At 59.0% G+C, this 22,545-nt stretch carries 18 protein-coding genes and 1 pseudogene; 11 read left to right on the top strand and 8 right to left on the bottom strand.

The features are described from left to right. Nucleotides 1-6: 6 nt before the first annotated feature. The 4 genes from FIU86_RS17830 to FIU86_RS17815 are packed head-to-tail and all read right to left on the bottom strand — an operon-like array spanning nt 7 to nt 4,299. On the bottom strand, nt 7-966 hold the full coding sequence (locus FIU86_RS17830) for a glycosyltransferase family 2 protein (protein ID WP_152476310.1): 960 nt from the start codon (nt 964-966) through the stop codon (nt 7-9). Next, entirely contained in the window at nt 963-2,216 is a 1,254-nt protein-coding gene (locus FIU86_RS17825; RefSeq protein ID WP_152476309.1) for a glycosyltransferase, read from the bottom strand. The genes FIU86_RS17830 and FIU86_RS17825 overlap by 4 nt, the downstream gene beginning before the upstream one ends. Next, nucleotides 2,213-3,187 (bottom strand): NAD(P)-dependent oxidoreductase, encoded by a 975-nt coding sequence (locus tag FIU86_RS17820; protein WP_152476308.1) that lies wholly within the window; start codon nt 3,185-3,187, stop codon nt 2,213-2,215. The genes FIU86_RS17825 and FIU86_RS17820 overlap by 4 nt, the downstream gene beginning before the upstream one ends. After that, complete coding sequence (locus FIU86_RS17815; protein ID WP_152476307.1) at nt 3,175-4,299, bottom strand: Gfo/Idh/MocA family protein; 1,125 nt, start codon at nt 4,297-4,299, stop codon at nt 3,175-3,177. The genes FIU86_RS17820 and FIU86_RS17815 overlap by 13 nt, the downstream gene beginning before the upstream one ends. Before the next feature lie 390 nt (nt 4,300-4,689). Here FIU86_RS17815 and FIU86_RS17810 point away from each other — a divergent pair, with 390 nt between their 5' ends. The 5 genes from FIU86_RS17810 (at nt 4,690) to FIU86_RS17790 (ending at nt 11,272) form a co-directional block, all read left to right on the top strand. Further along, nucleotides 4,690-6,057: an oligosaccharide flippase family protein gene (locus FIU86_RS17810; RefSeq protein ID WP_152476306.1), complete on the top strand. Its 1,368-nt coding sequence runs from the start codon at nt 4,690-4,692 to the stop codon at nt 6,055-6,057. A 310-nt stretch (nt 6,058-6,367) separates the two neighbouring features. After that, nucleotides 6,368-7,105 carry a GNAT family N-acetyltransferase gene (locus tag FIU86_RS17805; protein ID WP_152476305.1) on the top strand — a complete coding sequence of 246 codons (738 nt, stop codon included), beginning with the start codon at nt 6,368-6,370 and terminating at the stop codon, nt 7,103-7,105. Between the two features lie 257 nt (nt 7,106-7,362). Beyond that, complete coding sequence (gene xrtD, locus FIU86_RS17800; protein WP_254703878.1) at nt 7,363-8,907, top strand: VPLPA-CTERM-specific exosortase XrtD; 1,545 nt, start codon at nt 7,363-7,365, stop codon at nt 8,905-8,907. Nucleotides 8,908-8,916: 9 nt separating this feature from the next. Then, the gene (locus FIU86_RS17795; RefSeq protein ID WP_152476303.1) at nt 8,917-10,506 is read left to right on the top strand and encodes a GMC oxidoreductase; all 1,590 of its coding nucleotides are present in this window, start codon (nt 8,917-8,919) and stop codon (nt 10,504-10,506) included. Next, a complete protein-coding gene (locus FIU86_RS17790; RefSeq protein ID WP_152476302.1) occupies nt 10,499-11,272 on the top strand; it encodes an SDR family oxidoreductase in 774 nt (257 codons plus the stop codon). The genes FIU86_RS17795 and FIU86_RS17790 overlap by 8 nt, the downstream gene beginning before the upstream one ends. A gap of 53 nt (nt 11,273-11,325) precedes the next feature. Here FIU86_RS17790 and FIU86_RS17785 read toward each other — a convergent pair whose 3' ends face one another. Continuing rightward, nucleotides 11,326-12,066, bottom strand: coding sequence for a WecB/TagA/CpsF family glycosyltransferase (locus FIU86_RS17785; protein ID WP_152477223.1), 741 nt, complete (start codon nt 12,064-12,066; stop codon nt 11,326-11,328). Between the two features lie 253 nt (nt 12,067-12,319). On the opposite strand from FIU86_RS17785, the gene FIU86_RS17780 reads away from it, so the two are divergent. From FIU86_RS17780 to FIU86_RS17760, 5 genes and pseudogenes are all read left to right on the top strand, one after another. Next, the gene (locus FIU86_RS17780; protein ID WP_152476301.1) at nt 12,320-13,180 is read left to right on the top strand and encodes a glycosyltransferase family 2 protein; all 861 of its coding nucleotides are present in this window, start codon (nt 12,320-12,322) and stop codon (nt 13,178-13,180) included. A 155-nt stretch (nt 13,181-13,335) separates the two neighbouring features. Beyond that, nucleotides 13,336-13,992: a hypothetical protein gene (locus FIU86_RS17775; RefSeq protein WP_152476300.1), complete on the top strand. Its 657-nt coding sequence runs from the start codon at nt 13,336-13,338 to the stop codon at nt 13,990-13,992. A gap of 892 nt (nt 13,993-14,884) precedes the next feature. Next, nucleotides 14,885-15,580 (top strand): sugar transferase, encoded by a 696-nt coding sequence (locus tag FIU86_RS17770; protein ID WP_152476299.1) that lies wholly within the window; start codon nt 14,885-14,887, stop codon nt 15,578-15,580. Between the two features lie 68 nt (nt 15,581-15,648). Then, nucleotides 15,649-18,084: a tetratricopeptide repeat protein gene (locus FIU86_RS17765; RefSeq protein ID WP_152476298.1), complete on the top strand. Its 2,436-nt coding sequence runs from the start codon at nt 15,649-15,651 to the stop codon at nt 18,082-18,084. A gap of 341 nt (nt 18,085-18,425) precedes the next feature. After that, nucleotides 18,426-18,991: pseudogene (locus FIU86_RS17760) on the top strand (integrase core domain-containing protein); the annotation flags it as partial. Between the two features lie 46 nt (nt 18,992-19,037). Here the strand turns inward: FIU86_RS17760 and FIU86_RS17755 are convergent. From FIU86_RS17755 to FIU86_RS17745, 3 genes are all read right to left on the bottom strand, one after another. After that, a complete protein-coding gene (locus tag FIU86_RS17755; RefSeq protein WP_152476296.1) occupies nt 19,038-20,648 on the bottom strand; it encodes a BCCT family transporter in 1,611 nt (536 codons plus the stop codon). A 126-nt stretch (nt 20,649-20,774) separates the two neighbouring features. Continuing rightward, nucleotides 20,775-21,479 (bottom strand): hypothetical protein, encoded by a 705-nt coding sequence (locus FIU86_RS17750; protein ID WP_172977546.1) that lies wholly within the window; start codon nt 21,477-21,479, stop codon nt 20,775-20,777. Between the two features lie 19 nt (nt 21,480-21,498). After that, the gene (locus FIU86_RS17745) at nt 21,499-21,741 is read right to left on the bottom strand and encodes a hypothetical protein (protein WP_152476295.1); all 243 of its coding nucleotides are present in this window, start codon (nt 21,739-21,741) and stop codon (nt 21,499-21,501) included. A 212-nt stretch (nt 21,742-21,953) separates the two neighbouring features. Between FIU86_RS17745 and FIU86_RS17740 the strand changes: the two genes are divergently transcribed. Then, nucleotides 21,954-22,484, top strand: coding sequence for a hypothetical protein (locus FIU86_RS17740; RefSeq protein WP_152476294.1), 531 nt, complete (start codon nt 21,954-21,956; stop codon nt 22,482-22,484). The last annotated feature ends 61 nt before the right edge of the window (nt 22,485-22,545 follow it).

Here is a 22,545-nt window from a genome sequence, read left to right as displayed (position 1 = left end):
CTCGTTTCACTTGTATTCAATGATGCGCATGTCGGACCCGGTCAGGTGCCGCCAGAAATACTTGGCCATACCGATGAGATTGGGGAATTTCGACAAGGTCAGAAGCAACGCATGACCGAACGCCTCTTTCCTGGGCAGACCCTCTCGGATCAGGCCCCGCGCCGTGCGTATATAATTCAGCGCATAAAACCCCAGAAGCGCGACGGCCAGCCAAGGGCTCAGGAACAGGGAGAGCAGGATCGCCAAGGGCAATGCCAGCCCGTAGATCAGCACGCGCCGCCGTTCGGCAACGAAGAAATCGGGATGCAGGTGGCCCACTTGTGCAAAGCCGTGACCCGTCCGCACCGCGCGTTTCCACCATTGCGAAAATCGCGACATGGCTGCGTCGTGGCGGGTCATCCCGACCGGAATGCGATGCAACTGCCAGCCTGCCTTGCGCAAGCGCTGACAAAACTCGTCATCCTCGGCGGCGATGACCTGGGGGTTCATGCCGCCAAGCTCTGCCCAGATCCGCGCGCGGACCATCATGTCCCCGCCGCAGGTCGCGATTTCGCCTGCGGGACGGTGCCATTCCCAGTCGCAAAGCTGGTTGTAAAGGCTCTCGTCGCGTCTCACCTCAGAGCGCCAACCGGTGACGAGACCGACCTCGTCATGATCGTCCAGATGGGCGCGCGCGGCGTCGACGAAACCGGGCACGAGGCTGCAATCGCCGTCGATGAAAAGGACATAGTCATGTGCGTGAAGCGCCGCGAACCCGGCATTGCGGGCGCGGGCGGCCGTGAACGGTACGGACATGTCCAGGCTGACCACCGTCGCGCCCGTCTTTTGCGCCTCCGCGACGCTGTTATCGGTCGATCCGCTATCGACATAGACCAACTGCCGAGCCTGACCGCCGACCGAGGCCAGAGCATCGATCAAGCGCTGGCCTTCGTTTCGGCCGATCAGAACGACGTCCACAGGGGTCATGGCGCATCTCCGCCATCGCCGGGCCGCTTTGTTGCCGGAGGCGAATCGGCGGCATAGCCCTCGATCAAGGCGCTGAGCCACGCGGCTTCGTGTCGGATGTCGAACGCTTCGGCGACCTTGACCCGGCCGGCCTCGCCCATCCGTTTGCGGCGGTCCGGGTCGTCGAGCAATTTCGTGATGGCCCGGCGCAGGGCCTCGACATCGCCGGGCGGAACCAGAAGGCCGCTTTCGCCATCCTCGACCAGTTCCGACACGCCCGCGATACGCGTCGTGACGACCGGAACGGCTGCGGCAAGGGCCTCCATAAGGACGACCGGAAGGCCCTCGGCAAAGCTGGGCAGCACGAACAGGTCCGTACGGCCAAGCGCTTCGGCCACGTCCGCCTGGCTGCGATAGCCTTGGAACGCGACACGGTCCGACAGGTTCAGCGCTTTTGCCCGTGCTTCGATGACCTCGCGTTCCGGTCCGTCTCCGATCAGGTCCAGATGCCAGTCCGGACGGTCTGACAGCCCGGCCAGGGCTTCCAGCAGAACCGGCACACCTTTCACACCCGCGAGCCGTCCCACGAACAAGAGTCTCTGGCCCTCGTGCGGTGCGGGGCGATAGCGGTCGGGCTCGATGCCACAATGCACAATGTGGAACTTGTTCCAGTGCGCCGCGTCTGCGAAGCACATGAGCTGGCTGCGGCAGAATTCCGAGATACAGGCAACAAAGCGTGCGTGCTCCGCCTTCTTGTCGATGCGCCAGTGGATCGGATCGAAGAAGATGTCGGGCCCGTGAATGGTAAAGCTGTAGGGGATGCCGGACAGCTTTGACGCCAGCATCGCCACCGTGCAGGAGGACTTGGCGATGTGATTGTGCAGATGCGCGACGTTCTGCTCCGCCAGACGCCGCGCGAGAACGCCCGCCTCGATGAAGTAGATAAGGTTGTAAGTCCGGCCCTTGAGCCCCGCCGGGGCCGCCCGCCAAGCCAGTGCAAGCGCCGAAAGATATCGGGCGGGCCGCCGCAGCCAGTGAAGATGCGCGCGCAAGACGGTCAGCGGTTTCTTGCAGGCGTCAAGAAGCTTGAAAGTGCGCGCGTGTTCGTCCCGTTGTTCCGGCCCGACCAGATGTTCCGCGCCCGTCGTGCGAACGGAGCAGGTCAAAACGTCGTGGCCGAGCTCGCGCAGTGCGGCGATTTCGCGTTGGATGAACGTATCCGACGCGCGCGGGTATTCTCCGGTCAGATAGGCGAGTTTGGTACGGTTCATGTCTCGGTCTTACTGATAGAAGCTTGCAGCATTCCGGCGAAGTCGGCCTGATCCTCCCCGCCGAGTGCGCTTCGCAGCGCCGTGTTGGGCCACTGCAACGGCATGAGCCGGGCGCGCAGGATCGGCTCTTGCAGCAAACCGGGCAGGCGCGGTGCCAGGGGGCGCAGCAGCCGGGTTGTCATCAGCCAGATACGATAGGGAAGAGGCAGCACAAGGTGTGGCCAACCGGCAATCCGGCGATGCGTTCGCACGAAACGGATGCGCGTCGGGCGATCATCATCCAGCACATTGAGCGCGCGCACCCCGCCCGGATCCGTGCAAGCCGCCGCGACCAGAGCTTTGGCCGTGTGATCGACATGGGTGTGCGGCAATTCTCCCCCGCCATCGATGCAGACGAAGAGCTTTGATACCCAGAAGCCAAGCAAGGGATGAAAGGTGCGACCGGGGCCATAGACTGCCCCGGGGCGCATAAGCCATGCCGGTTGGCCCGCAGCAATGACTAGTTCCTCCTGCCGGAGCTTTCCAGCGGTATAGGCGTCGCGCGCGGTCTCGGGAGTGTCCTGCGCTGTCTCCTCGGTCACCGTGTCGCCATCCGGCAGCGTCATCGGATCGTAGACGGCGATCGAACTGACATGAACGAGGCGACGCGGCTTTTCCGACAGTGCCGTCAAAAGCATTTGCGTCGCTGCCACAGTGTCGCGGTCATGTGCATCAGCATCTCCACCGAGATGCGCGGCGGCATGGATTACTGCGTCGACATGGTCCAGCGCATCGGCCAGAGAAGCTCGGGCGGTATCGTCCGACAGGTCGATCCGAAGCGGCGTGATCCCTGCATCGGCGGCCCAGTCGGGCGGCAGTGTGCTGCGGTAGATCGCGAAGACCTCGAGCCCGCGCGCCCGCGCGGCCCGGACACTCGCCTGGCCGATGAAGCCGCTTGCCCCGGTGATCAGTATCCGGGTCACATCGCCCATGGCATCGGCTCCATAGGGGCGCACCGCGTGGTCATGCTTTGCGCGCCGCTTGTCTTGCCCGCGGACTGGATCGCGAGTGTCACTTCGGTCATGTGCAGCGCAAAATCCCCGCCGAGCCGACACTCGCGCCCCTCGCGGATCGCAGCAAGAGCCTCGGCGGGACCGAGCATGAAGTTCATTGCTGCCGCGCCCTTGCGCGCGACCTTGGGGTGGGTCGGTTGCGGCAATCGGATACGGCGCGGAAACGGGTGCTCCATCAGCCGCCGCCGGATTGTCATCCGCCGGGCGAACGTCACCTTCGCTGCGTTGTCCCAAGCCGCCTTGCAGGCCAGCACGCCGGTATCGCCCGTGATCCGGATCGCGTGATCGTGCGGGGCAAGGATCGAACAGGTCAGGCGCGTCACTGGCCCATTCTCAAAAAAGAGCGTGGCCGTGGACATGTCCGGCGCAAATGGTCCCTGGCCTTCCTTTTCAGGATAACACTCTGCCGAGGCCGCCACCACGGTGCGCACCGACCCGAACCATGAGATCAGCCACCCGAGATAATAGCCGGCATGTTCAAGCGTGCATCCCACGCGAAATTCATCCTCGAAGGGCCAGGGTGCGCCGCTTTCCGAGATCCATTTGTGATAGGCGGCCTGCGGGATGAATCCGTCGTCGAGTTCGGCATAGATGACGCGCGGCGTGCCTGCAATACCCCGGCGCAGTGCATGTCCCAGCGTCTGTGCCGCCTCGCCCAGGGTCGAGCACGGCGCGGACGCGAGTGTCAGCCCCTTCTCGTGTGCCAGCGCGTGAAGGGCCTTGGCATCTTCGACGGACATCGCCAGCGGCTTTTCGGAATAGACCGGATGACCGGCTTCTAGGCAGGCGAGAGTCGTATCATAATGCGCGGACGGATTTGTGAGGTTTAGAACCAGCGATCCGGATGCCGCATCCAACAATGCCTCGAACGAGGACATCGCCGGCAGGTTCCAGTAGTCGCAGAATTGCTTCAACCTGGTCTCGTTCTTGTCGTAGACCCCGACAACGGAGATTTCCGGATGGCCCCTGAGGGACCGCATGTAAAGATCCGCGACAAACCCGCATCCCAGCAAACAGATTCTATCGCTCATTCCACATTTCTCTGAAACCGCGCCACGTCCCGGCATTGCAATCCAAGTACTTTAAAAAAGACGACGTTCAAAACCTTGTTTCAATCGACTGTAAGCTGCCATTATTCAGGGAGGTTTGGCAACGGAATTGGGCGGAATTGTCCAAAACACCGTCAGATCCACCCTATGGCGTAACAATTCACCACGTTCCCCGGCATTGTTGCGCCGTGGCGGTCATCCGGCTGGGGAATCGCAGTTTGTGGCGCAGGGTCCACGGCGTCAAGACGCTTGATCGGAACGCAAGATGCTTGCTACATCGACAGAACTGCGTTCCAGTTTCATTATCGGATAGCTTAAATGATTGATTGCCCAATACGTTGCCGTGACAACCATAGACCTTGCACCTCCTAAATGAGGCTTTTGTCAAAATTTTCACATGGTACTAGCCTAGAAGCTCGCGCGGCCAGATCGCTGTCGTTGACGGTGGCAAGCTTCGGAACGAGCCAGCTGATTCGGCTTGCAAGCAATCTTATTTTGACACGTCTTCTGTTTCCGGAAGCCTTTGGTCTTATGGCTCTGGTCATGGTGGTTCTTATCGGGCTTGGTCAGTTTTCGGACATGGGGATAAGCCCGGCGATCATGCAGTCGCGTCGTGGAGACGACCCCGATTTTCTGAACACGGCCTGGACTATCCAGATCATACGCGGGGTTTGCCTCTGGCTCATGACCGCAGCGCTGGCATGGCCTATGGCGCAGCTCTACGGAGAGCCTGCGCTGGTCGGTTTGCTTCCAGTGGCGGGCTTGTCGCTTCTCATCGATGGCTTCAAGACAACACGCCTGGAGACCGCCCAACGCCATCTGAAGCTGGGCCGTCTCACGATACTTGACCTTTGCGTCCAATCCTTGACGGTCTTTTTTACAATCGTTCTGGCATGGTGGTACAAGTCGGTCTGGGCCCTGGTCATGGGTCCTGCGATCTCCGCGCTGCTCTCTGTCGTTTTCTATGCTCTTTTTCTGGAGGGTGCTGGGAACCGATTCAGGTGGGAACGCGCGGCAAGGCAGGAACTGATCAATTTCGGCAAGTGGATCCTGCCTGCTACAATTTGTGGGTTCGTTTTGTCACAAAGCGACAAGTTGATCCTCGGGAAGTATCTCAGCTTGGATCAATTCGGTGTCTATAGCATCGGCTTTTTTCTTGCCTCGTTCCCAATACTTCTCGGGCACATGGTGAACAGACGCATCCTGATCCCGATCTACCGTGAAAAGCCACCACATGAGTCGGTGGAAAACTTTATGGCGCTGAGACGGATGCGTATGGCCATGACCGGTGGTCTTATGGTCCTTGTCGCCGGCTTTTCCGCCGCTGGCGTGTGGCTTGTGTCCCTGCTGTACGATCCACGCTACTATGATGCCGGCGCGATCGTTACCGTTCTGGCGATCATGCACATTCCGCATATCATCATCCTGACCTACGATCAGGCCGCGGTCGCGACCGGCGATACACGCCGCTTCTTCATAATGGCATTTGCAAAAGCAATGTTCATGGTTGCCGGGCTGATCGTGGGCGTGGAATATGCCGGGCTCTTGGGGGCCTTGATCGGGCAGGGGGCGGCGATGGTGGCGACGTATCCAGTGGTCGTCTGGCTCGCGCGGCGCATCGGCGCGTGGGACCCGCTGCACGATATCCTGTTTGTTGGTATTGCGCTGCTGATCACCGCGTCTTGCTTCTGGCTGAACTGGGCGGCCATCCTGGATCTGTGGCACGAGTACCAGATCTAGCGGGAGACGATGACCATCGGCTCCCGCAAGGCGGGTCTCATTCGGTCCGCGTGCCGATCGTCCGGACGCAAGATCTGTGAACGAACCCGGTTGCCAAAAGTTCAATTTTAAAGGGCTTTTTGCCATAGTGCCGCTTTTGTTGCGCAATAAGCGAGAGACAAACCGGCAACGGCCCGGCGAGAGCGAATAACGCTATTGAATTTCGCGCGAACGAAACAATTTAATAAGATAATTCTTTTGTAGATGTGTCGATTTCAACCAGCGACCTACACGCAGTAGTACCCGTAGGCCCATCGGAAGAGGTAGACTTATGATCAAGAACGAAGTCAAATCGCATCAAGTCTTACACGGAAAATCCTTCAACCCGCATCGCCGTCGGTTTGACGGAACATTGTCGCAGAACGAACTGGCCTTTTGTCGACAGAACGCCATCGCCGTGGCCTTCGACCCTGTGCAGCAAGGATGGGTGACCCTCGATTGTGAGGAAGCCGAAGGGTCGTTGATGACCGTCCGTGCAACTCGGGATAAGCAGCCCGCATCCGTCGTGGGATCCACCGCATGTACATTCCGCCGTTGGCGGCAGGAAGACTTGCCGGTCTACAGGGCGCTCCTGGACGATCCTGAAATCTGGGCTCACCTTCCCGAGGATTATCCAGACCCTCTCGACGCCGAGGCAGCCCGGACCCTGATTGACATATCCATTGAAGGTCAGCACCACGATGTCCGCGCGGTCGAATTCGACGGCAACGCGGTCGGACAGGTGCGGTTGGCCTTTGACAAGGAAGTTGCGAGGGACAGAGCCGGTACGGCCGAACTCAGCTACTGGGTCGGAAGACGCTATTGGCGCCGCGGCATCGCCAAAGAGGCGATTGCACGGTTCTCCGAGCAGGCATTCCTGCAATACCCAGTTCTGAACGAAATCTTTGCGGTCGTCGATAATGGCAACACCGCCTCTGCAAGGGCGCTCGCACGTTGCGGTTTTCAAAGGGCCGGCGCTTCGGAAGAGAAGGCAGGCGCGACGGTGTACACGAAACGCCGTACGGCCTGAAGCGGATCACGCAAACCGGATCTGTGCAAATCCGACGCTGTCGATGCGGCGGGTCGCCCGATTTTTTTGTCGCTTTTCAATGCAAAATCTTACTAGTATGCGCCTGTAACTTTTCCCGCCGAGTGCGGCCATGCTTTTGAGACCAGCGAGTGCAATTTCACATGACGGAGATACCGGCGGCGCGGCATGACGTGACATCCGACACGGACTCGCCGAAGTGGGGGGGCATTTGGCTGGTTTTCGCCACACTCGCAACGGTGGCGTTTTTCTGGAATGGCATTGCCGGACTTATCGAGGTCTGGCAGCTTCCGGAATACAGCCATGGGCCACTGATCCCGATCTTGTCAGCGCTTCTGTTCCTGCAACATCTCAAATCCGTTCCGACACAAGCCGGGCCTTCCGACCGGGTCTGGCCGGGCGTCATTCTCTTGGTGGTGGCGCTGGCTTTTGGAGCGGTTGGCCGTCTGATCGATATCGATGACATCGTCGCGTACGGGCTGATCCTATGGATAGGGGCGATAATCCTGATCTGTTTCGGCTGGGACACCGGCAAGCAATTCTGGCCCTCGGTCCTTCATCTGGTTTTCATGCTGCCGTTGCCGGGTGCGCTCTATTATGCGGTCTCGACCTATCTGCAGAGCATCTCGTCCGAACTCGGCGTCTTTTTCGTACGGCTTCTGGACATTTCGGTCTTTCTGGACGGCAACATCATCGATCTCGGGGTGTACAAGCTACACGTCGCAGAGGCGTGTTCCGGACTGCGCTATCTTTTTCCGATCCTCAGCTTTTCCTATATCTTTGCGGTCCTCTACCGGGGGCCGTTTTGGCACAAGGCTGTGCTTTTGCTTGCGGCCGCGCCGATCACGATCTTCATGAATGCGCTGCGCATTGCGATTGCTGCGGTAGTCGTGAACGAGTACGGGGTCGCTCACGTCGAAGGCTTCGCGCATTTCTTCGAGGGCTGGGTGATCTTCATGTCCTGTGTGCTGCTGCTCTTCGTGCTTGCCGCCATGCTGGTACGCCTGCATCCACAGCGCCGACGTCTGGTCGACGCGCTGGACCTTGAAACCAACGGTCTCTGGACGCAGGTCACGCGAGCTAAGTTCCTCCATCCTTCTGCCGCCCTGATCAGCGCCGGACTGTTGACGGCCGTATGCGCGCTCTTTTCGGAAAGCCTGCCCGCCCGTCCGACCGTTATTGCGGAACGGGATCCGTTCATGATTTTTCCAAAGGAGCTTGAGGGCTGGCGTCGCGGGCCGCAGTCCGGCTTGGATCCCGAAACCGAGGCTGTTCTGGCCGCGGACGATTATCTCTCTGTGCGGCTGGAACGGGCAGGGCACTCTGTTCCGGTTGAGCTTTTTATCGCATGGTATGAGAACCAGAATCGCGGCGGGGTGCACTCACCTGAGGTTTGCCTGCCCGGTGGTGGCTGGGAAATCGCGAGCCTGAACAGCATCGCGGCCCCGATCGACACCGGCGACAGCGCAGCGTCTTTCACACTGAACAGGGCGATCATCCAGAAGGGACTGGAACGTATGTTGGTCTATTACTGGTATGACCAGCAGGGCTTGCGCACAGCATCGGTTTTTGACGCCAAGCTTCGCCTTCTGCAAAGCAAGGTTCGGCATGGTCGAAACGACAGCGCCATCGTTCGTCTGATTACTCCGATTCAATCTGGTGAAGACATTGCCGCAGCCGAGGCGCGCTTGCAGGACAGTCTCGGGGCCGTTCTCAAGCCCCTGCCGCGTTTCATACCCGGTCACGGTCCAACTGCGGGCCACGTGTCCCAAAGCCGCTCCTGAAGGTCAGTTATGCAGACGCTGGATGCCGAAAACCGGGTTTGGGATGTTATCGTAATTGGGGCCGGCATGGGCGGTGGTCTTGTCGGCCGGCGCTTGGCAGAGAGTGGCCACCGCGTGCTCTTTGTCGAGAAAGGGCCCAAGGGTCATCGTCACGAAGGCCAGGGACTTGCCGACGACGTGACCGATCCTGCGGCGAGACTTGTGCGCGGGTACTGGCCTGTCCCGGTGCGAGCCATTGTAGAAGGGCGGACGCTGAATTTCTATGCGCCGATCGGTGCCGGAGTTGGGGGGTCGTCGGTGTTTTACGCCGGGTCGCTGGAGCGACCGGAGCGTCACGATCTTGAGGCGACGCCTGGTCATCCACATCCGACCGGTGGCTGGCCGGTGGGCTACGACGCGTTCCAGCCTTACTACGAAGACGCTCAACGCCTGCTTGGGATCTCCGGCACGCCTGATCCGTTGTCGCGGGAGGATCCGGGTCCGCTTGCGCCGCCACCGCCATTCTCAGAGGGCGATGGAAACCTTTTGGCAAGCTTCCGCGACTGCGGGTTGCATCCTTACCGCCTGCACTCCGCGATCGGGAATGTTGAAGGATGCCTGCAATGCGTCGGCAGGAAGTGTCCGAAACCTTGCAAGAAGGATGGCCGGTCTGCCGGTGTCGAACCGGCCCTGGAAACCGGCCTGGCGGAGATTCTGGACCTGTGCGATGTGCGTGAGATCCAAGAAGAGAACGGGTATGTTTCAAGACTTGTCTGCGACCGACAGGGGGTACGACTACATCTCCGGGCCCGGATCTATATCCTCGCCGCGGGCGCATTGAATTCGCCTCGACTGCTGCTGGCATCGGCGGCGGCGTCGAAAAATCCTATCGCTAATTCCAGCGGCTGGGTGGGGCGAGGACTAATGTTTCACTTGGACGAGTACTTCGCGATCTGGCCGAAAAAGACGGTTCCGGGCGACGGTCCCTCAAAATCTATTGCCTTTCGCGATCTCTACTCTCGCGATGGCGACCGGTTCGGTATGGTACAATCGCTCGGTGTCGACGCGACCTACGGTATCATCGCCATGCATATCAAGCAGATCTACGAGCGCTCGCGCCTTCCGAAGCTCAAACTTGTGCGAAACGGTCTGAACGTGCTGGCTGCGCTTGCCTGCAGATACTTCGGCAATGCCAAGATATTTGCCGGAATGGTCGAAGACCTGCCCCTCTACGAGAACCGCGTTATTTTCGATCCGGATGATCCCGATGTTCCAGTTTTCCACTACGAGATTCCCGAGGAACTGCATCGCCGCCGGCGCCTTTATCGGTCAGCGATCCGCAAGGCGATGAAAGGCATGCGTCTTTTCCATCTCACAAAGGGGACACAGATCAACTACGGTCATCCGATGGGAACGCTGCGCTTCGGCGACGATCCGAAATCATCCGTTCTCGACCGGTCCTGCCGATCCCACGATCTTGCAAATCTGTATGTTGCGGATGCGTCCTTTATGCCGACCTCGACCGGCGTGAATCCGAGCCTGACGATCGGGGCGAATGCGCTGCGCGTCGCTGAAATCGTATCCGACCGTCTGAAGGAGGCAAATCAGCAAAATGACTGAAGCCGTAACTGCGCTGCGCGATGGTGTAGCTGTCGTGACCGGCGCAAGCCGGGGCTTGGGACTGGAGTTGGTCAAAGCCTTTCTTGACCGTGGCATGCGGGTGGCGGGGATCGTCAGGTCGACCGACGCGCTGTCGGGCCTTGCCTCCGAAAGCGACGGCCGCTTTCTTCCGGTGACCGCAAATATAGCCGACCCTGAACAAGTCGAAGCGGCCTTCGCGCGGATCAAGAATGAGCTCGGCCCTGTCACGATTTTGATCAACAATGCCGCCGTCTATCCGCGCCGCGATATCCTTGACGAAACGCCGGACAGCTTCATGGACACGGTCAATGTCAACCTCGGCGGCAGCTTCTCCGCCTGTCACAACGTGCTGCCCTTGATGATGGACCTCGGGTTCGGTCGTGTGATAAATGTGGTTACTTTCGCGGATCAGGCCCCGATCCCTTTTGCCGCAGCCTATTCGGTTTCGAAAGGCGCGCAGAGGGTGCTGACCAAAGCTCTCGTCGCCGAACTCGGCGACCGGTTTCCCAACATCGTTTTTACCGACTGGGTGCCGGGCGCGCTGCAGACCGATATGGGCCTGCCCGACGGACTGCCGCCAGAGAAGGCGGCCCAGTGGGGCGTCACGCTCGCCCTGTTGGATGAGCGTGATTTGCAGGGTGCGTTTTTTGTCGAGAACGCGCAGGTCCTGCCACCGCGATCAAAGAAAGAGCGGGTCGTGCAGGCCCTTCTCGGTCAGAAGCCAGTCGCGCGCAGTCTCGACTGATGCGCTGCGTCTCCCCTGAGACAAGGGGTTAAGCATGGTGGCGACAAGCGCTTCTATTTCGGGTTGTTGCCGGAAGCAGCGCTTAAGGCCTTCCAGGCGAGGCCGGGAAGGATCGCGACACAGGCGCCGTAGCGCCGAGCCAGGCGGCCGGGATTGCTTGCCATGCGCCACAACCACTCCATCGCGATCTGCTGGACCCATTTCGGAGCACGCCGCTGGCTGCCCGCGATGAAATCGAGTCCTGCACCGATCGAAACGAACCCGCAGTTCGGTGCGATGTCGCATCCCCGGGCGGCGAGTATCTCCTGTTTGGGTGCACCCATCGCGACGAAACACAGGCCGGCGCCGCTGGATGCGACCTGTTGCAGCGCCTCATCGGCGGCAGTGGAGTCCGGATCAAATCCCATGGGAGGCGAGATACACAAGACAATGCGCAGGCCGTTATGCACATTGGCAAGACTGTCGGCCGCACGGGATAGAGTGTCGTCCGTTGACCCGAAAAGGGCTACCGGCACATTCATCTCCGCCGCCATCGCGCACAGCGGGTGTACCAGCTCCGAACCCGGGATCAGTTCCACCGGTTGACGCATCAGTCGCCGAAGCCAGACGATAGGATTGCCATCCGCGACGACATAGGTCTGCTGTTGGTATGCCTCCTGGAACCGAACATCGTCACGCAGCTTTACCACGTGATCCAAATTGAGCGTCGCCACCGAAAAACCTTGCCCGGCGCGAAGGCGCGTTGCGAGAGCATCCAGCAACTCCGGCCATGTCGCCACATTCACGAAGGTCATGGGATTGTCCCGATCATTCAAATCGCCCAAAGGCATGAGGTCCCGCATTGTCCTGTTTCGCGTTCTGGGCCGGCCAATGCCGACGCTGTCGTCTCATTCTTCTTTGAGCAAGCCGGCCTTGTCCATAGCGCGCCCCAATGGCGCGAAAACACCACGTGTTTTGTATCGACCGGACTTTTAGCATGGCCTTCAGCGATGCACGAGGCTAGTCCTTGGCAACACTGTCTTTCTTTGTATTCGGTAATTACGAAACATGGCACAGCAGGCCCAGAGCGACGATCAGCCCGACCTCATCAGCGTCATTATCCCGGCCAACAATGAGGAACCCTATATAGACGACTGTCTAAAGGCTTTGGCTGCGCAGGATGCAGCCGCCGGCCCGGTCGAGGTTCTGGTCATTGCAAATGCATGCACCGACCGTACCGTTGCGCTTGCACGCGAGCATACGGCGGCTTTTTCTGCGCGGAACTGGACCCTGACAGTGCTCGACCTCGATGAGCCAGGAAAGATCAACGCGCTGAATGTTGGGGACAGGGCGGCGACCGGGTGCTTCATAGTATATCACGATGCAGATATCCGCTGTGATCCCGCGCTTCTGGGTCAACTGCGCAAAGCGTTGTCCATAGAAGCGCCGCGATATGCCACGGGCAGCTTGCGGGTCGCGCCGGCATCCAGTTGGGTCACCCGGCAGTACGGGCGATTTTGGGCCAAGTTGCCGTTTGTCGCAGGCGGTGCTGTGGGGGCCGGCCTCTACGGGGTCAATCGGGCAGGCCGGGCGCGGTGGGCCGAATTCCCTGATATAATCTCCGATGACACGTATGCACGCCGCCAATTCAATCCAGAAGAGCGAATCGAAGTGCCTGCCAAATATCATTGGCCGATGATCGAGGGATTTCAGAATCTTGTTCGTGTTCGAAAACGTCAGGACGAAGGTGTGCAAGAACTTTCTGAGCAATTTGGTCCAAGGCTGAGAGATGAGGGTAAAAGGCGCTTGTCTTGGCAAGAGCTTTCACGATTGGCGATCTCCGATCCCATTGGATTCGCGGTATATTCCTGCGTCAGCCTTGTGGTCCGGCTGAAAAGATCGAACCGGGAATGGGTGCGCGGCCGCTAGTACAGGACCCGGATCAGGAGCTGAGCCAGACAGGTCCGAACAAAGTTTCACTTGCTTTGGAAGCCATTTAGAGAGAATGTTTCGGTGTTTGGGGAAGTATAAGTCAACAATATGTTGTATCTACTTCGGCATTGTTAAGCCTAAGGGGGTTTTTTGTGAGAATTTTGTACGCAGTTGCGGCCGCCGTCGGATTGATGAGCTTTCAAGCATCTCAGTCAGAAGCAGCCGTTTATCAGATCGATTTCGTTGGCGAAATTGAGCACGTGTCTTCGGCGCTTGCGGATGACAATATTACGGTTGGCGACACCGCGACCTTCAGCCTTACTTATGAATCGGACACGCGAGACACGCGTGCTTCAAGCCGCGTTGGAAGTTTCACCGGCGGTATCCTCGGGATGAGCGCAAACTTCGGCGGTCAAGAAGCGCAAATTCGACGGCATACGGTTCTTAGAACCGCAAGCGTGGATAACTGGCTGGGTGAGATTAGTTCGTTGCTTTACGTTGGCGGCGCTTCGGTCGGAGCGAATCACAGTGCGCTGGGTATCAGTCTGATTAGTTCGGATTCAGACGCCGTTTCGGCAACCAGTCTGCCGACACAATTGAGCCTTTCAGCTTTCGACATAAATAGCGGGTTCTTTTTTGGCAACCCGCTGAGCTCCGGTCTGTCCGGAACGTTCAGCAGTTTGACCGTGACGGCTGTGCCGTTGCCATTGTCGGGCCTGCTCTTGCTCACGGCGTTTGGTGGTCTTCTGCTCTGGCGCCGTCAGGCCGCAGTTTCTGGGAAGCAGACTAAGCGCCTGGAGACGGCCTAGGCTGAAAACTTACTCCGGTTCGGGCCGACGTTACGTGTGAAGCTCGGTGTGATGTTAATTGATTTAAGGTGTCGCTGTCAGCTAGCGGGTGCGTTTGTAAGATACGCCCACTTGAACAATTACTAGACTTGGAAGACCTAGTTCGACCTATTTTTGAAGGACAGGGCAGCTTGCGGTTTATTAAGCAGGCTTACCCTCATTTGAAAGGATGTATAGGTTACTTAACCACTGTTTTTGTAATCCGCACTAGCCCGATGACGAAATATGCGTCCAGATTGGGTTGGCCGAATTGATACCGACATTAGCTCTATAGCGGAACGGGACTGGATTTATCGGAGTTGTTTACCGGACAAGGCCATGCATCAAGATTTAAAGTTAAGCGATTTAAGTCTCATATTCCCAAGACCATTGTTTCCCAAGACGATTGTTTTGCACATGTTTGCCTTATTTCGCCCGCGCCAGATCACACGACCAGAAACACGCACATGAACTCGAGGAAAACTGTGATTCGCATACTCTGCACAACCTCTGATTATCGACCTGGGTCGAGATGATACCAGCGCGTGTTGAAGGGTTGTTAAATCCCGAACAATCGATTAAGAATTAGACTTTTGTTAACCTAATTTAATTTTGAAAAAATTATTAAATTTCAGTACCTTAAATGAAAAAATATCGAGAATTTTGAAGGTTATGCCCTAGTTGTACGCGTAAATTTCTTTGGCGGACGCCTTTCATCGGTTAACTTATTACACAAGGGGAACTACTCAATCGTAAAAGGTATCTTCGACAAAAGGTTGTCGGTATTGTGTCTTATTTTAGGAAATTAGAGACCACTTCTCCGGATGCTGTCCGGTTCCTTATCCATAGCTCTAGCAATTAGGCGTAAATTGTCATGACTGTAAAATTTGAAAGCACTTTTGTTCCGAAGGGAATAGGTCCGGGCAAAGGCCTTGTCGTTAGGTCCTTCGAAGGTCGGGTCGGATTTTATTCACATTTTTTCAAGCGTGTATTCGACGTGCTGCTCGTCGGTCTGTCGCTGCCCATCGTTGTGCCGCTGATAGCGCTTTTCGCATTGGCTGTGGCTCTGGACGGACGCAACCCGTTTTATTGGCAACCGCGGATCGGCAAGAATGGCCGCATCTTCTTCATGATGAAGCTGCGTACCATGGTCCCACACGCGGATGCGACGCTCGAGGCTTACCTGGCTTCAAACCCGGATGCGCGCCTAGAGTGGGACATCAAGCAGAAGCTGACGCACGATCCTCGGATCACGCGTATTGGTCATGCCCTTCGCAAAAGCTCTATGGACGAGCTTCCGCAGCTTTGGAACGTGCTCAAGGGAGATATGTCGTTGGTCGGACCTCGTCCGATGATGACAGGCCAAGATCAGCTTTATCCGAGAATGGACATTTATACGCGTATGCGTCCGGGCATAACCGGACTGTGGCAAGTGTCGGATCGGAACCATTGTACTTTCGCAGATCGCGCGAAGTTCGACATTGCATATCTCGACGCGATGTCATTCAAAACGGACATCCACCTGCTGATGCGAACTGTCGGGGTTGTCTTTCGCGCGACCGGATGCTGAACTAGGCTGTAGGTGTTTGGCAGAAAAGGGACGACGCCGGACACGAAAGAACAGACGGGAAACCTTTTATGCTCAAGCGCATGATGTCCCTCGGGGCGGTGCTGGTAGTGTTCCTTTTTCTCGCAGCCTGCGACTCGGCCGAAAAGCGGGCTGAAAAGCATTTTGAGAAAGGGCTGGCTCTTCTTGCAGAAGGGGACGTGGACAGAGCCCTTGTCGAGTTCCGAAACGTCTTCAAGCTCAACGAGACGCATACTGGCGCGCAGCTTGCCTATGCCGAAGCGCAGGAGCGCCGGGGCCATGTCGAAGAAGCCTATGCGCAGTACCTCCGTCTGATCGAACAGGACCCCGAGCATCTTGCCAGTCGTCGTGCACTAGCCCGCTTGGCAACAGATCTCCGCGATTGGGATGAAGCGGCGCGTCATCTCGCGATTGCCGAAAGACTGGCTCCGTCCGATCCGCTGCTACTCTCGCTGCGGGCAGGTCTCGATTACCGTAGTGCTCTGCTCGCAGAAAACCGCACAGAGACCGCGGCTGCGGTCGATCGCGCGAGTGCTTTGCTGGCCGGTGATCCAACACTGACAATTGCGCGTCAGGTCGTCATCAGCAACCTTATCCGAAATAGGGACTGGCCTGCGGCCCTGACTGCTATCGACAATGGCCTAGAGCAGGCAGACAATTTCGAACTTTTCCGGCAACGCCTGGGCGTGCTTGAAGAGCTGGGGCGCGAGAGCGACGTGATCGCCCAACTGGAGGCCTTGGTCGCGCGGTATCCCGACCAAGGCCTGCATAAGGTTCTCATCGCGCGCCACATCTCTCAGGGCCGGATTAACGCCGCCGAAGCTTATCTTCGATATCGCCTCGAGAACGCGGAGACGGCGGACCTGCACGACACGACGACCGACCTTATCGCCTTCCTGAGAACATATGCCGGTCCATCAGTAGCGATCGACGAAATCGACAGGCTTCTTCAGGATCCGCCACTGGACCCGCGGCTACTGCAGGCTGCGCGAGCGGAACTGGCTTTTGAAACCGGCAAGCATTCGGCGGCCATAACCGGAATGCAGAAAATCCTACAAGATGCCGAACCATCTGACAGGACCAACAGCATCAAGGTTACGCTGGCGGAAATGCAATTCGTAACAGGTGCCATCGGTAGCGCTAAAACGCTTGTGGAGGAGGTACTGGCTGCTGATCCGGGTCAAATCGATGCACTCAAAATCAAGGCCGAGTGGCTTATTGAGGAAGACCGTCCTGCCGAGGCGATCATTCAACTCCGCACGGCGCTGGATTTCGCACCGCGCGACGCCGACACCATGTCTCTCATGGCTGCCGCATATGAACGCGCCGGCGATGCGGATTTAATGGGTAACATGCTGTCTCTTGCCTTCGAAGCGTCGCTCTTCTCCCCCGAAGAGAGCTTGCGCTATGCAAGGTATCTAATGGGCGGCGACAAACTATTGGCAGCCGAGGAGGTACTGTTGTCTGCCCTCCGTATGCAGCCTGGACATCTGAACCTTCTCGCCACACTGGGGGACCTTTACGTGCGCATGGAGGACTGGGCTCGGAGTGCGCATGTCATCTCGACACTGAAAAAACAGGAAGGCGAGACGGCACAGAACTTTGCCCACGAACTGACTGCAAGAAGCCTCGCCGCGCGCAACCGGGCCCAAGAGCTCGAGGATTTCCTGCTGGGGCTTGCCGAAGACGGCGCGACGCTCAAGGCCGCGCCCGCGATCGTTCGTCTGCGACTGACCGAAGGCGACACTGCTGGCGCGCTGCGATACGCAAATGACCTTCTGGCAAAGGATCCTGACAACCCGACCCTGCAATATCTGCGTGCTGTCAGCCTGATCGAAAGCGGGCAATTGGATGAAGCGATCAACGCACTAGAAGGGATCCTTGCGGGCATTCCGAAGGCCGAGGCGGTCTGGCTTACGCTCTACAAGCTGCACCGCCGACAGGGTGACGCCGATGCTGCGTCATCTGTGCTGGCCCGGTCGCTCGAGGCGCTCCCCGCCAGCACCAAGCTCAACTGGGCCGCCGCTGGAGAAGCCGAGGAGCAAGGCGACGTCGACCGGGCGATCGCTATCTACAAGGATCTGTATGCCACCGACAGCACCTCCGTGGTGATCGCCAACAACCTTGCCAGCCTCTTGGCCAACCACCACAGCGACAGGGTGAGCCTGGAACGTGCCTTTGCTATCGCGAGCCGGTTGCGCGGCACGGAGGTACCTCAGTTTCAGGACACTTATGGATGGATCTCCCATAAGCTTGGCAACGACGCTGAGGCACTCGAGTACCTTGAAGACGCCGCCGGAGCTTTGGTTTCAGATCCAGAAGTGCAGTATCATTTGGCCGAGGTCTATTTGTCCCTCGGACAAAAGAAAGAAGCTCTTCACCAATACAGGAAAGCATCCGAGCTTCTGCGGAATGAACGACGCAGCAGACCTTTCACAGAAAACCTCGAAGTACAGCTTGAACGGCTGAACATGGAGCTCAACTGACGATACTGCCGAGCGTATAAGCGGATAATGCAAAATGCGACAAATTATCCGCCTCGGAATTGGAAGCCGGGCGCACTGTAGAATGGGCTGCGAAAAACCCCTGTCTTGCGAAAAAGCAAGTAGAATGGATATGGCCCATGCGGCGCATTGGAACTCTCCCGGTTTCAGAGACGATTATGGGCTTAGAGATTCCAGCTTTTAAGCGGCGGTCCTTTCGCAGTTGATCGGCGACTTGTATGCCAAAGCTGAGTGTCAACGCGAGGAGGTGTACCATCCTTCAATGAACTCAAAACAGGCACCCCGCGGCTCAGCGTTGGTCTTGAACTTCCGGCGGTCAAACAAACGCCCGATGGCCTTTGGATTTCGTCCATGACCAGTTCGCTTTTGGCCGGCGGTTCCGCATCCTGAACGCGGTCGAAGATGTCGCCCGGGAATGCTTAGTGGCGATCCCGGATACATCGATCTCCGGGCGGCGTGTTGCGCGGGAATTGGCGACGCTGATCGAACGCCGCGGAACGTCTGGCATGATCATCATTGATAAAGGCACCGAACTGACCAGTAACGCGATCTTAACCTTGGCCATGGTGCGCAAGCTTGAATGGCATCACATCGCGCCGGGCAAGCCCATGCAGAACGGCTTCGTCGAAGGTTTCAACTGGCTCCTGCGCGGCGAACTCCTGAACGAGACCATGTTCCGCAACATGGCCCATGCCCGCGCCGTGATCCGGACCTGGGCGACCGACTTCAACGAAACACGTCTGCATTCGGCGCTTGGCTATCAGACACCAAAGGCATTCGCCGAATACCTCACCACAGCAACCGAAACCCGCGCTGCGGCATCTGAAAGATCCTTATGGATGTCGGTTGCTCCACCTGCGCCAATAGGCGAGGCGTATCAACCCAATGAGCTCCGGTTCCGGCTAGATGAAAGTTCAGTGGCAGGTCACACATTGTCAGAACTTGGTCAGGCCGGGGCGCTTGCCGATGCTGATGTGATTGATCTCTTCGTTGCGCAAGCCGAGGATCAGGGCCGGGATCATCAGGAACACTAGGCAGAAGATCGGGAGCCCCACGACGGTGATGACCTGTTGCAGGGCGGTCAGGCCGGCGTCGCCGGCGAGGACGATCAGCATCGTGGCCACCAGCCCCTCAGAGACGCCCCAGAAGACGCGCTGGCGGGTCGGGCCGGGATCGGGGGAGCCGGTGCAGAGCATATCGACCACCAGCGAGGCCGAGTCCGAGGATGTGGCGAAGAAAATCGCGACCACGAGAACGGCGATACCCTGTACGAGGTCGGCGAAGGGAAAGTTTTCGAAGAAGGCGAACATGGCGAGCGGCACGGACTCGGCTACCGCATCGCTGAGCGCGCCGGCCTGGTCCCCCAGGGCATCGCGCGCGGCGGTGCCGATGCCGTCGATCTCCATTGCCTGCCAGCCGAAGATCGAGAACCAGATCAGAGTAAAGAGCGATGGGGCCAGCAGCACGCCGAAGACGAATTCGCGGATCGTGCGCCCGCGCGAGATGCGCGCGACGAAAAGGCCGATGAAGGGCGACCACGTGACCGTCCAGGCCCAATAGAAGACCGTCCAGCCGCCCTGCCAGCCCCAGCCGTCGGAATTGGGGCCGATATCGGCCATCATGTCGTTCCAGAACGCGAGGCGCGGCAGATTGCCGAGGTAGAGCCCGACGGTTTCGACCATGCCGCGCAGCAAAAAGAGCGTCGAGCCGCAGATCAGCACGAAGATCATCAGGCCCACGGCCATGCCGATGTTGATGTTGGACAGCAGCTTTACGCCCTTGTCGAGGCCCGCGACGATGGAGACTACGGCCACGGCTGTCAGGACAGCGAGGATCGCGACCTTGAGCATAACGCCGGAGTCCCAGCCAAAGAGCGCGGATAGCCCGGCGGCGATCTGGGACGAGCCGAGGCCGAGCGAGACCGCGACGCCGAAGAGCGTGCCGAGAACCGCCGCGATGTCTATGGCCTTGCCCAACGGACCGTAGATGCGGTCCTTGATCAAAGGGTAGAAAACGGAACTGACGCGCACGGGCAGGTCATAGCGGTTGATGAAATAGGCGAAGGCGAGCCCGGGCAGGGCGAAGATCGTCCAGGTGTGCAGGGCGAGGTGATAGGTGGCGATGGAAATCGCGTCCTTCGCGGCTTCTTCGGAATAGGGCTCAACCCCCGGCAGTGGCGGGGTTGCGAAATGGCTCATGGGTTCGGCCACGCCCCAGAACATCAGCACGGTGCCGATGCCGCCGGCAAACAGCATCGTGAACCACGACAGGTTTGTGTAGTCGGGGCGCAAGTCGCGCGGGCCGAGGCGGATATGGCCGTGACGGCTCATGGCGGTCCACACGAGGAAACCGAGCCAGAGGTTGACGCCGAGGATGAAGAACCAGCCCAAGTTAGAAACGATCCACGCGCGCCCGGCGGCGAAAGCATCGCCGATGGGTTCCGGCGCGATGACCAGTGCAAGAACGAAGACGATGGTGGAGATGGCGGATATCGAGAAAATTACCGGATCGGTTTTCAGGCCCATCCGTTCAATCCACGTCTCCATATGTCTGTCCCCCTTGGACGTTTTCGGTTTTTAGTCGTAAGTGTCGAAAACGCAGGGGGGTGGTGGAAGTTCCACAACTCTTGGTAGCGCGGCAAGCGAAGCGCGCGCCAGAGGGCGCGGGAGGCGTCAGATCACGCGGATGACTTTCTTGTCGATCGCCAGCATGTAGCCGCGGCGGGCAATGTTCTTGACCAGCAGTTCCGAGACCATCTGGTTGCCCAGCGTGTCGCGCAGGCGCTTGATGCGGGTCGCGCCGGCGGCCTCTTCGCAGTCGTCGGCGGAGCGACCCGAGATCACCGCTTCGATCTCCGCGCCAGAAAGCACGTCGTCATCCATGCGTGCCTCGGCCAGAACGGCGAGGGTTTCCATCGCCGCATCGGTCAGCTTGAAGCCCATGTTGTTGAGGTAGACGGCGTTTTCCTCGCGGCTGATGAGCAGCGAACTGACCTGGATGCCGGAATGTTCGATCTGCGCAAGGCGGCGGTTCATGCCGACGAGCATCACGAGGAATACCAGCGCAGCCACCAGCAGCGCGGTGGCGAAGATCAGTAGCACGAGGATGAGCATTCGATAGCTGCCCAGCGTTTCGGAAAAGGCGGTGCCGGAAAGGGCGAGGATTTCCAGAAGTTTGATCTCGGCATCCGAGGTCAGCGCGTCGTTCTCGGCGAAGATCTGGGCCACCTTGTCGTTGAAGGCGTTGGCGTCGGGCAGGGTCAGAACCAGAAGGATCGCGGCACCGACAAGTATCGTGACGATGGCCGCGACGGCAAAGAGCACGATCCGGCTGCCGGAGCGGCGGGTGTCGGTGATGGAGGTTTCCAAATCCTGCACGTGCGGCAGTCTCCTTCTTCTAGCCTTCGCGGACCGACAGGACCTTGAGCAGGGTCAGGCCTTGTCCGGCCAGGCGGGCGCCAAGCTGAGCTGTGGCATTGGCGACGGTACAGGGCCCGCTGACCTGCGCGACCTCGTAGATCAGCTCGAACGGGGTGTCGCGCTTGGCCTTGTACTCGGCATAGCAGGCGGCCTGGGCGGCGCCGGTCGTGGCGGCGGCGAGGCCGAGCGTCACGACGAGGGAGAGGAGCGTGCGTTTCATTGCGCCAAGATGCGCCTATCCCCGCCGCTATTCAATATCCGGTTGGCGGCAAACGGCCTTTTCCGCGGTGTTATCCGATAGCAGGCGGGCGATATTGCCTGTCCGGGGCGGCTGGACCCATCCTTGGTGCATCGCCTGACCCGGGCCGACACGGTGACGTCATGACCGGGGGAGGAGACCGATCAAAGCTGAATGCAGAGAAAGGATCTGACATGACACATCGGAAATTCATATCGCTGATACTGGCCGCGGCGCTGGCCGTGACGGGGATGACAGCGGCCCCGGTTCAGGCGAGTGACAGGGATGTCGCCAAATGGGTGGCTGGGGCGGTAGCCCTGGGGCTGATCGGCGCGGCCATCGCCGACAAGCGCCGCGACGACCGCGCGGTGACGCGCCACCAGGGAGGCCATCTGCCGCGGTTCAATCATGGGCACCGCCGCGGGCATGACCGGTACGACAATCGCGGGTACCGCCGCGGGCATGACGGCTATGGCAATCGCGGGCGTCACGGCGCGCGTTTTGCACTGCCGCAGCAATGTCGCCGCGACGTGCGGGTCCGTGGCGGTGTGCTGCGCGGCTATGGTCGGCACTGCCTGCTGAACAACTATCCGCGGTTCAACGCGCTGCCGCATCGCTGCGCGGTGCAGACCCGCGGGAATGGCCGCCGTGGCGTAGTTTACGGCAGCACCTGCCTTGAGCGGCATGGGTTCTTCGACCGCAGAGGTGGCAGATACCAGAAATAAGACCGCAGGCACCGGTCGAGCAGTGAAGGGAGGGGCCCGGGTCAAAGCATCCCACCGGGCA

It is taken from the genome of Roseovarius sp. THAF9, assembly GCF_009363715.1.
Taxonomy (GTDB): domain Bacteria; phylum Pseudomonadota; class Alphaproteobacteria; order Rhodobacterales; family Rhodobacteraceae; genus Roseovarius.
This window is presented reverse-complemented; position numbering and strand designations above follow the sequence as displayed.

Bases quoted from the DNA above. Each gene is read 5' to 3' on its own strand.
- FIU86_RS17795 (WP_152476303.1), top strand. From the start codon at position 8,917: ATGCAGACGCTGGATGCCGAAAACCGGGTTTGGGATGTTATCGTAATT.
- FIU86_RS17790 (WP_152476302.1), top strand. From the start codon at position 10,499: ATGACTGAAGCCGTAACTGCGCTGCGCGATGGTGTAGCTGTCGTGACC.
- FIU86_RS17765 (WP_152476298.1), top strand. From the start codon at position 15,649: ATGCTCAAGCGCATGATGTCCCTCGGGGCGGTGCTGGTAGTGTTCCTT.
- FIU86_RS17780 (WP_152476301.1), top strand. From the start codon at position 12,320: ATGGCACAGCAGGCCCAGAGCGACGATCAGCCCGACCTCATCAGCGTC.
- FIU86_RS17740 (WP_152476294.1), top strand. From the start codon at position 21,954: ATGACACATCGGAAATTCATATCGCTGATACTGGCCGCGGCGCTGGCC.
- FIU86_RS17815 (WP_152476307.1), bottom strand. From the start codon at position 4,299: ATGAGCGATAGAATCTGTTTGCTGGGATGCGGGTTTGTCGCGGATCTT.
- FIU86_RS17755 (WP_152476296.1), bottom strand. From the start codon at position 20,648: ATGGAGACGTGGATTGAACGGATGGGCCTGAAAACCGATCCGGTAATT.
- FIU86_RS17825 (WP_152476309.1), bottom strand. From the start codon at position 2,216: ATGAACCGTACCAAACTCGCCTATCTGACCGGAGAATACCCGCGCGCG.
- FIU86_RS17785 (WP_152477223.1), bottom strand. From the start codon at position 12,066: ATGACCTTCGTGAATGTGGCGACATGGCCGGAGTTGCTGGATGCTCTC.
- FIU86_RS17745 (WP_152476295.1), bottom strand. From the start codon at position 21,741: ATGAAACGCACGCTCCTCTCCCTCGTCGTGACGCTCGGCCTCGCCGCC.
- FIU86_RS17805 (WP_152476305.1), top strand. From the start codon at position 6,368: ATGATCAAGAACGAAGTCAAATCGCATCAAGTCTTACACGGAAAATCC.
- FIU86_RS17770 (WP_152476299.1), top strand. From the start codon at position 14,885: ATGACTGTAAAATTTGAAAGCACTTTTGTTCCGAAGGGAATAGGTCCG.
- FIU86_RS17820 (WP_152476308.1), bottom strand. From the start codon at position 3,187: ATGGGCGATGTGACCCGGATACTGATCACCGGGGCAAGCGGCTTCATC.
- FIU86_RS17830 (WP_152476310.1), bottom strand. From the start codon at position 966: ATGACCCCTGTGGACGTCGTTCTGATCGGCCGAAACGAAGGCCAGCGC.
- FIU86_RS17810 (WP_152476306.1), top strand. From the start codon at position 4,690: ATGAGGCTTTTGTCAAAATTTTCACATGGTACTAGCCTAGAAGCTCGC.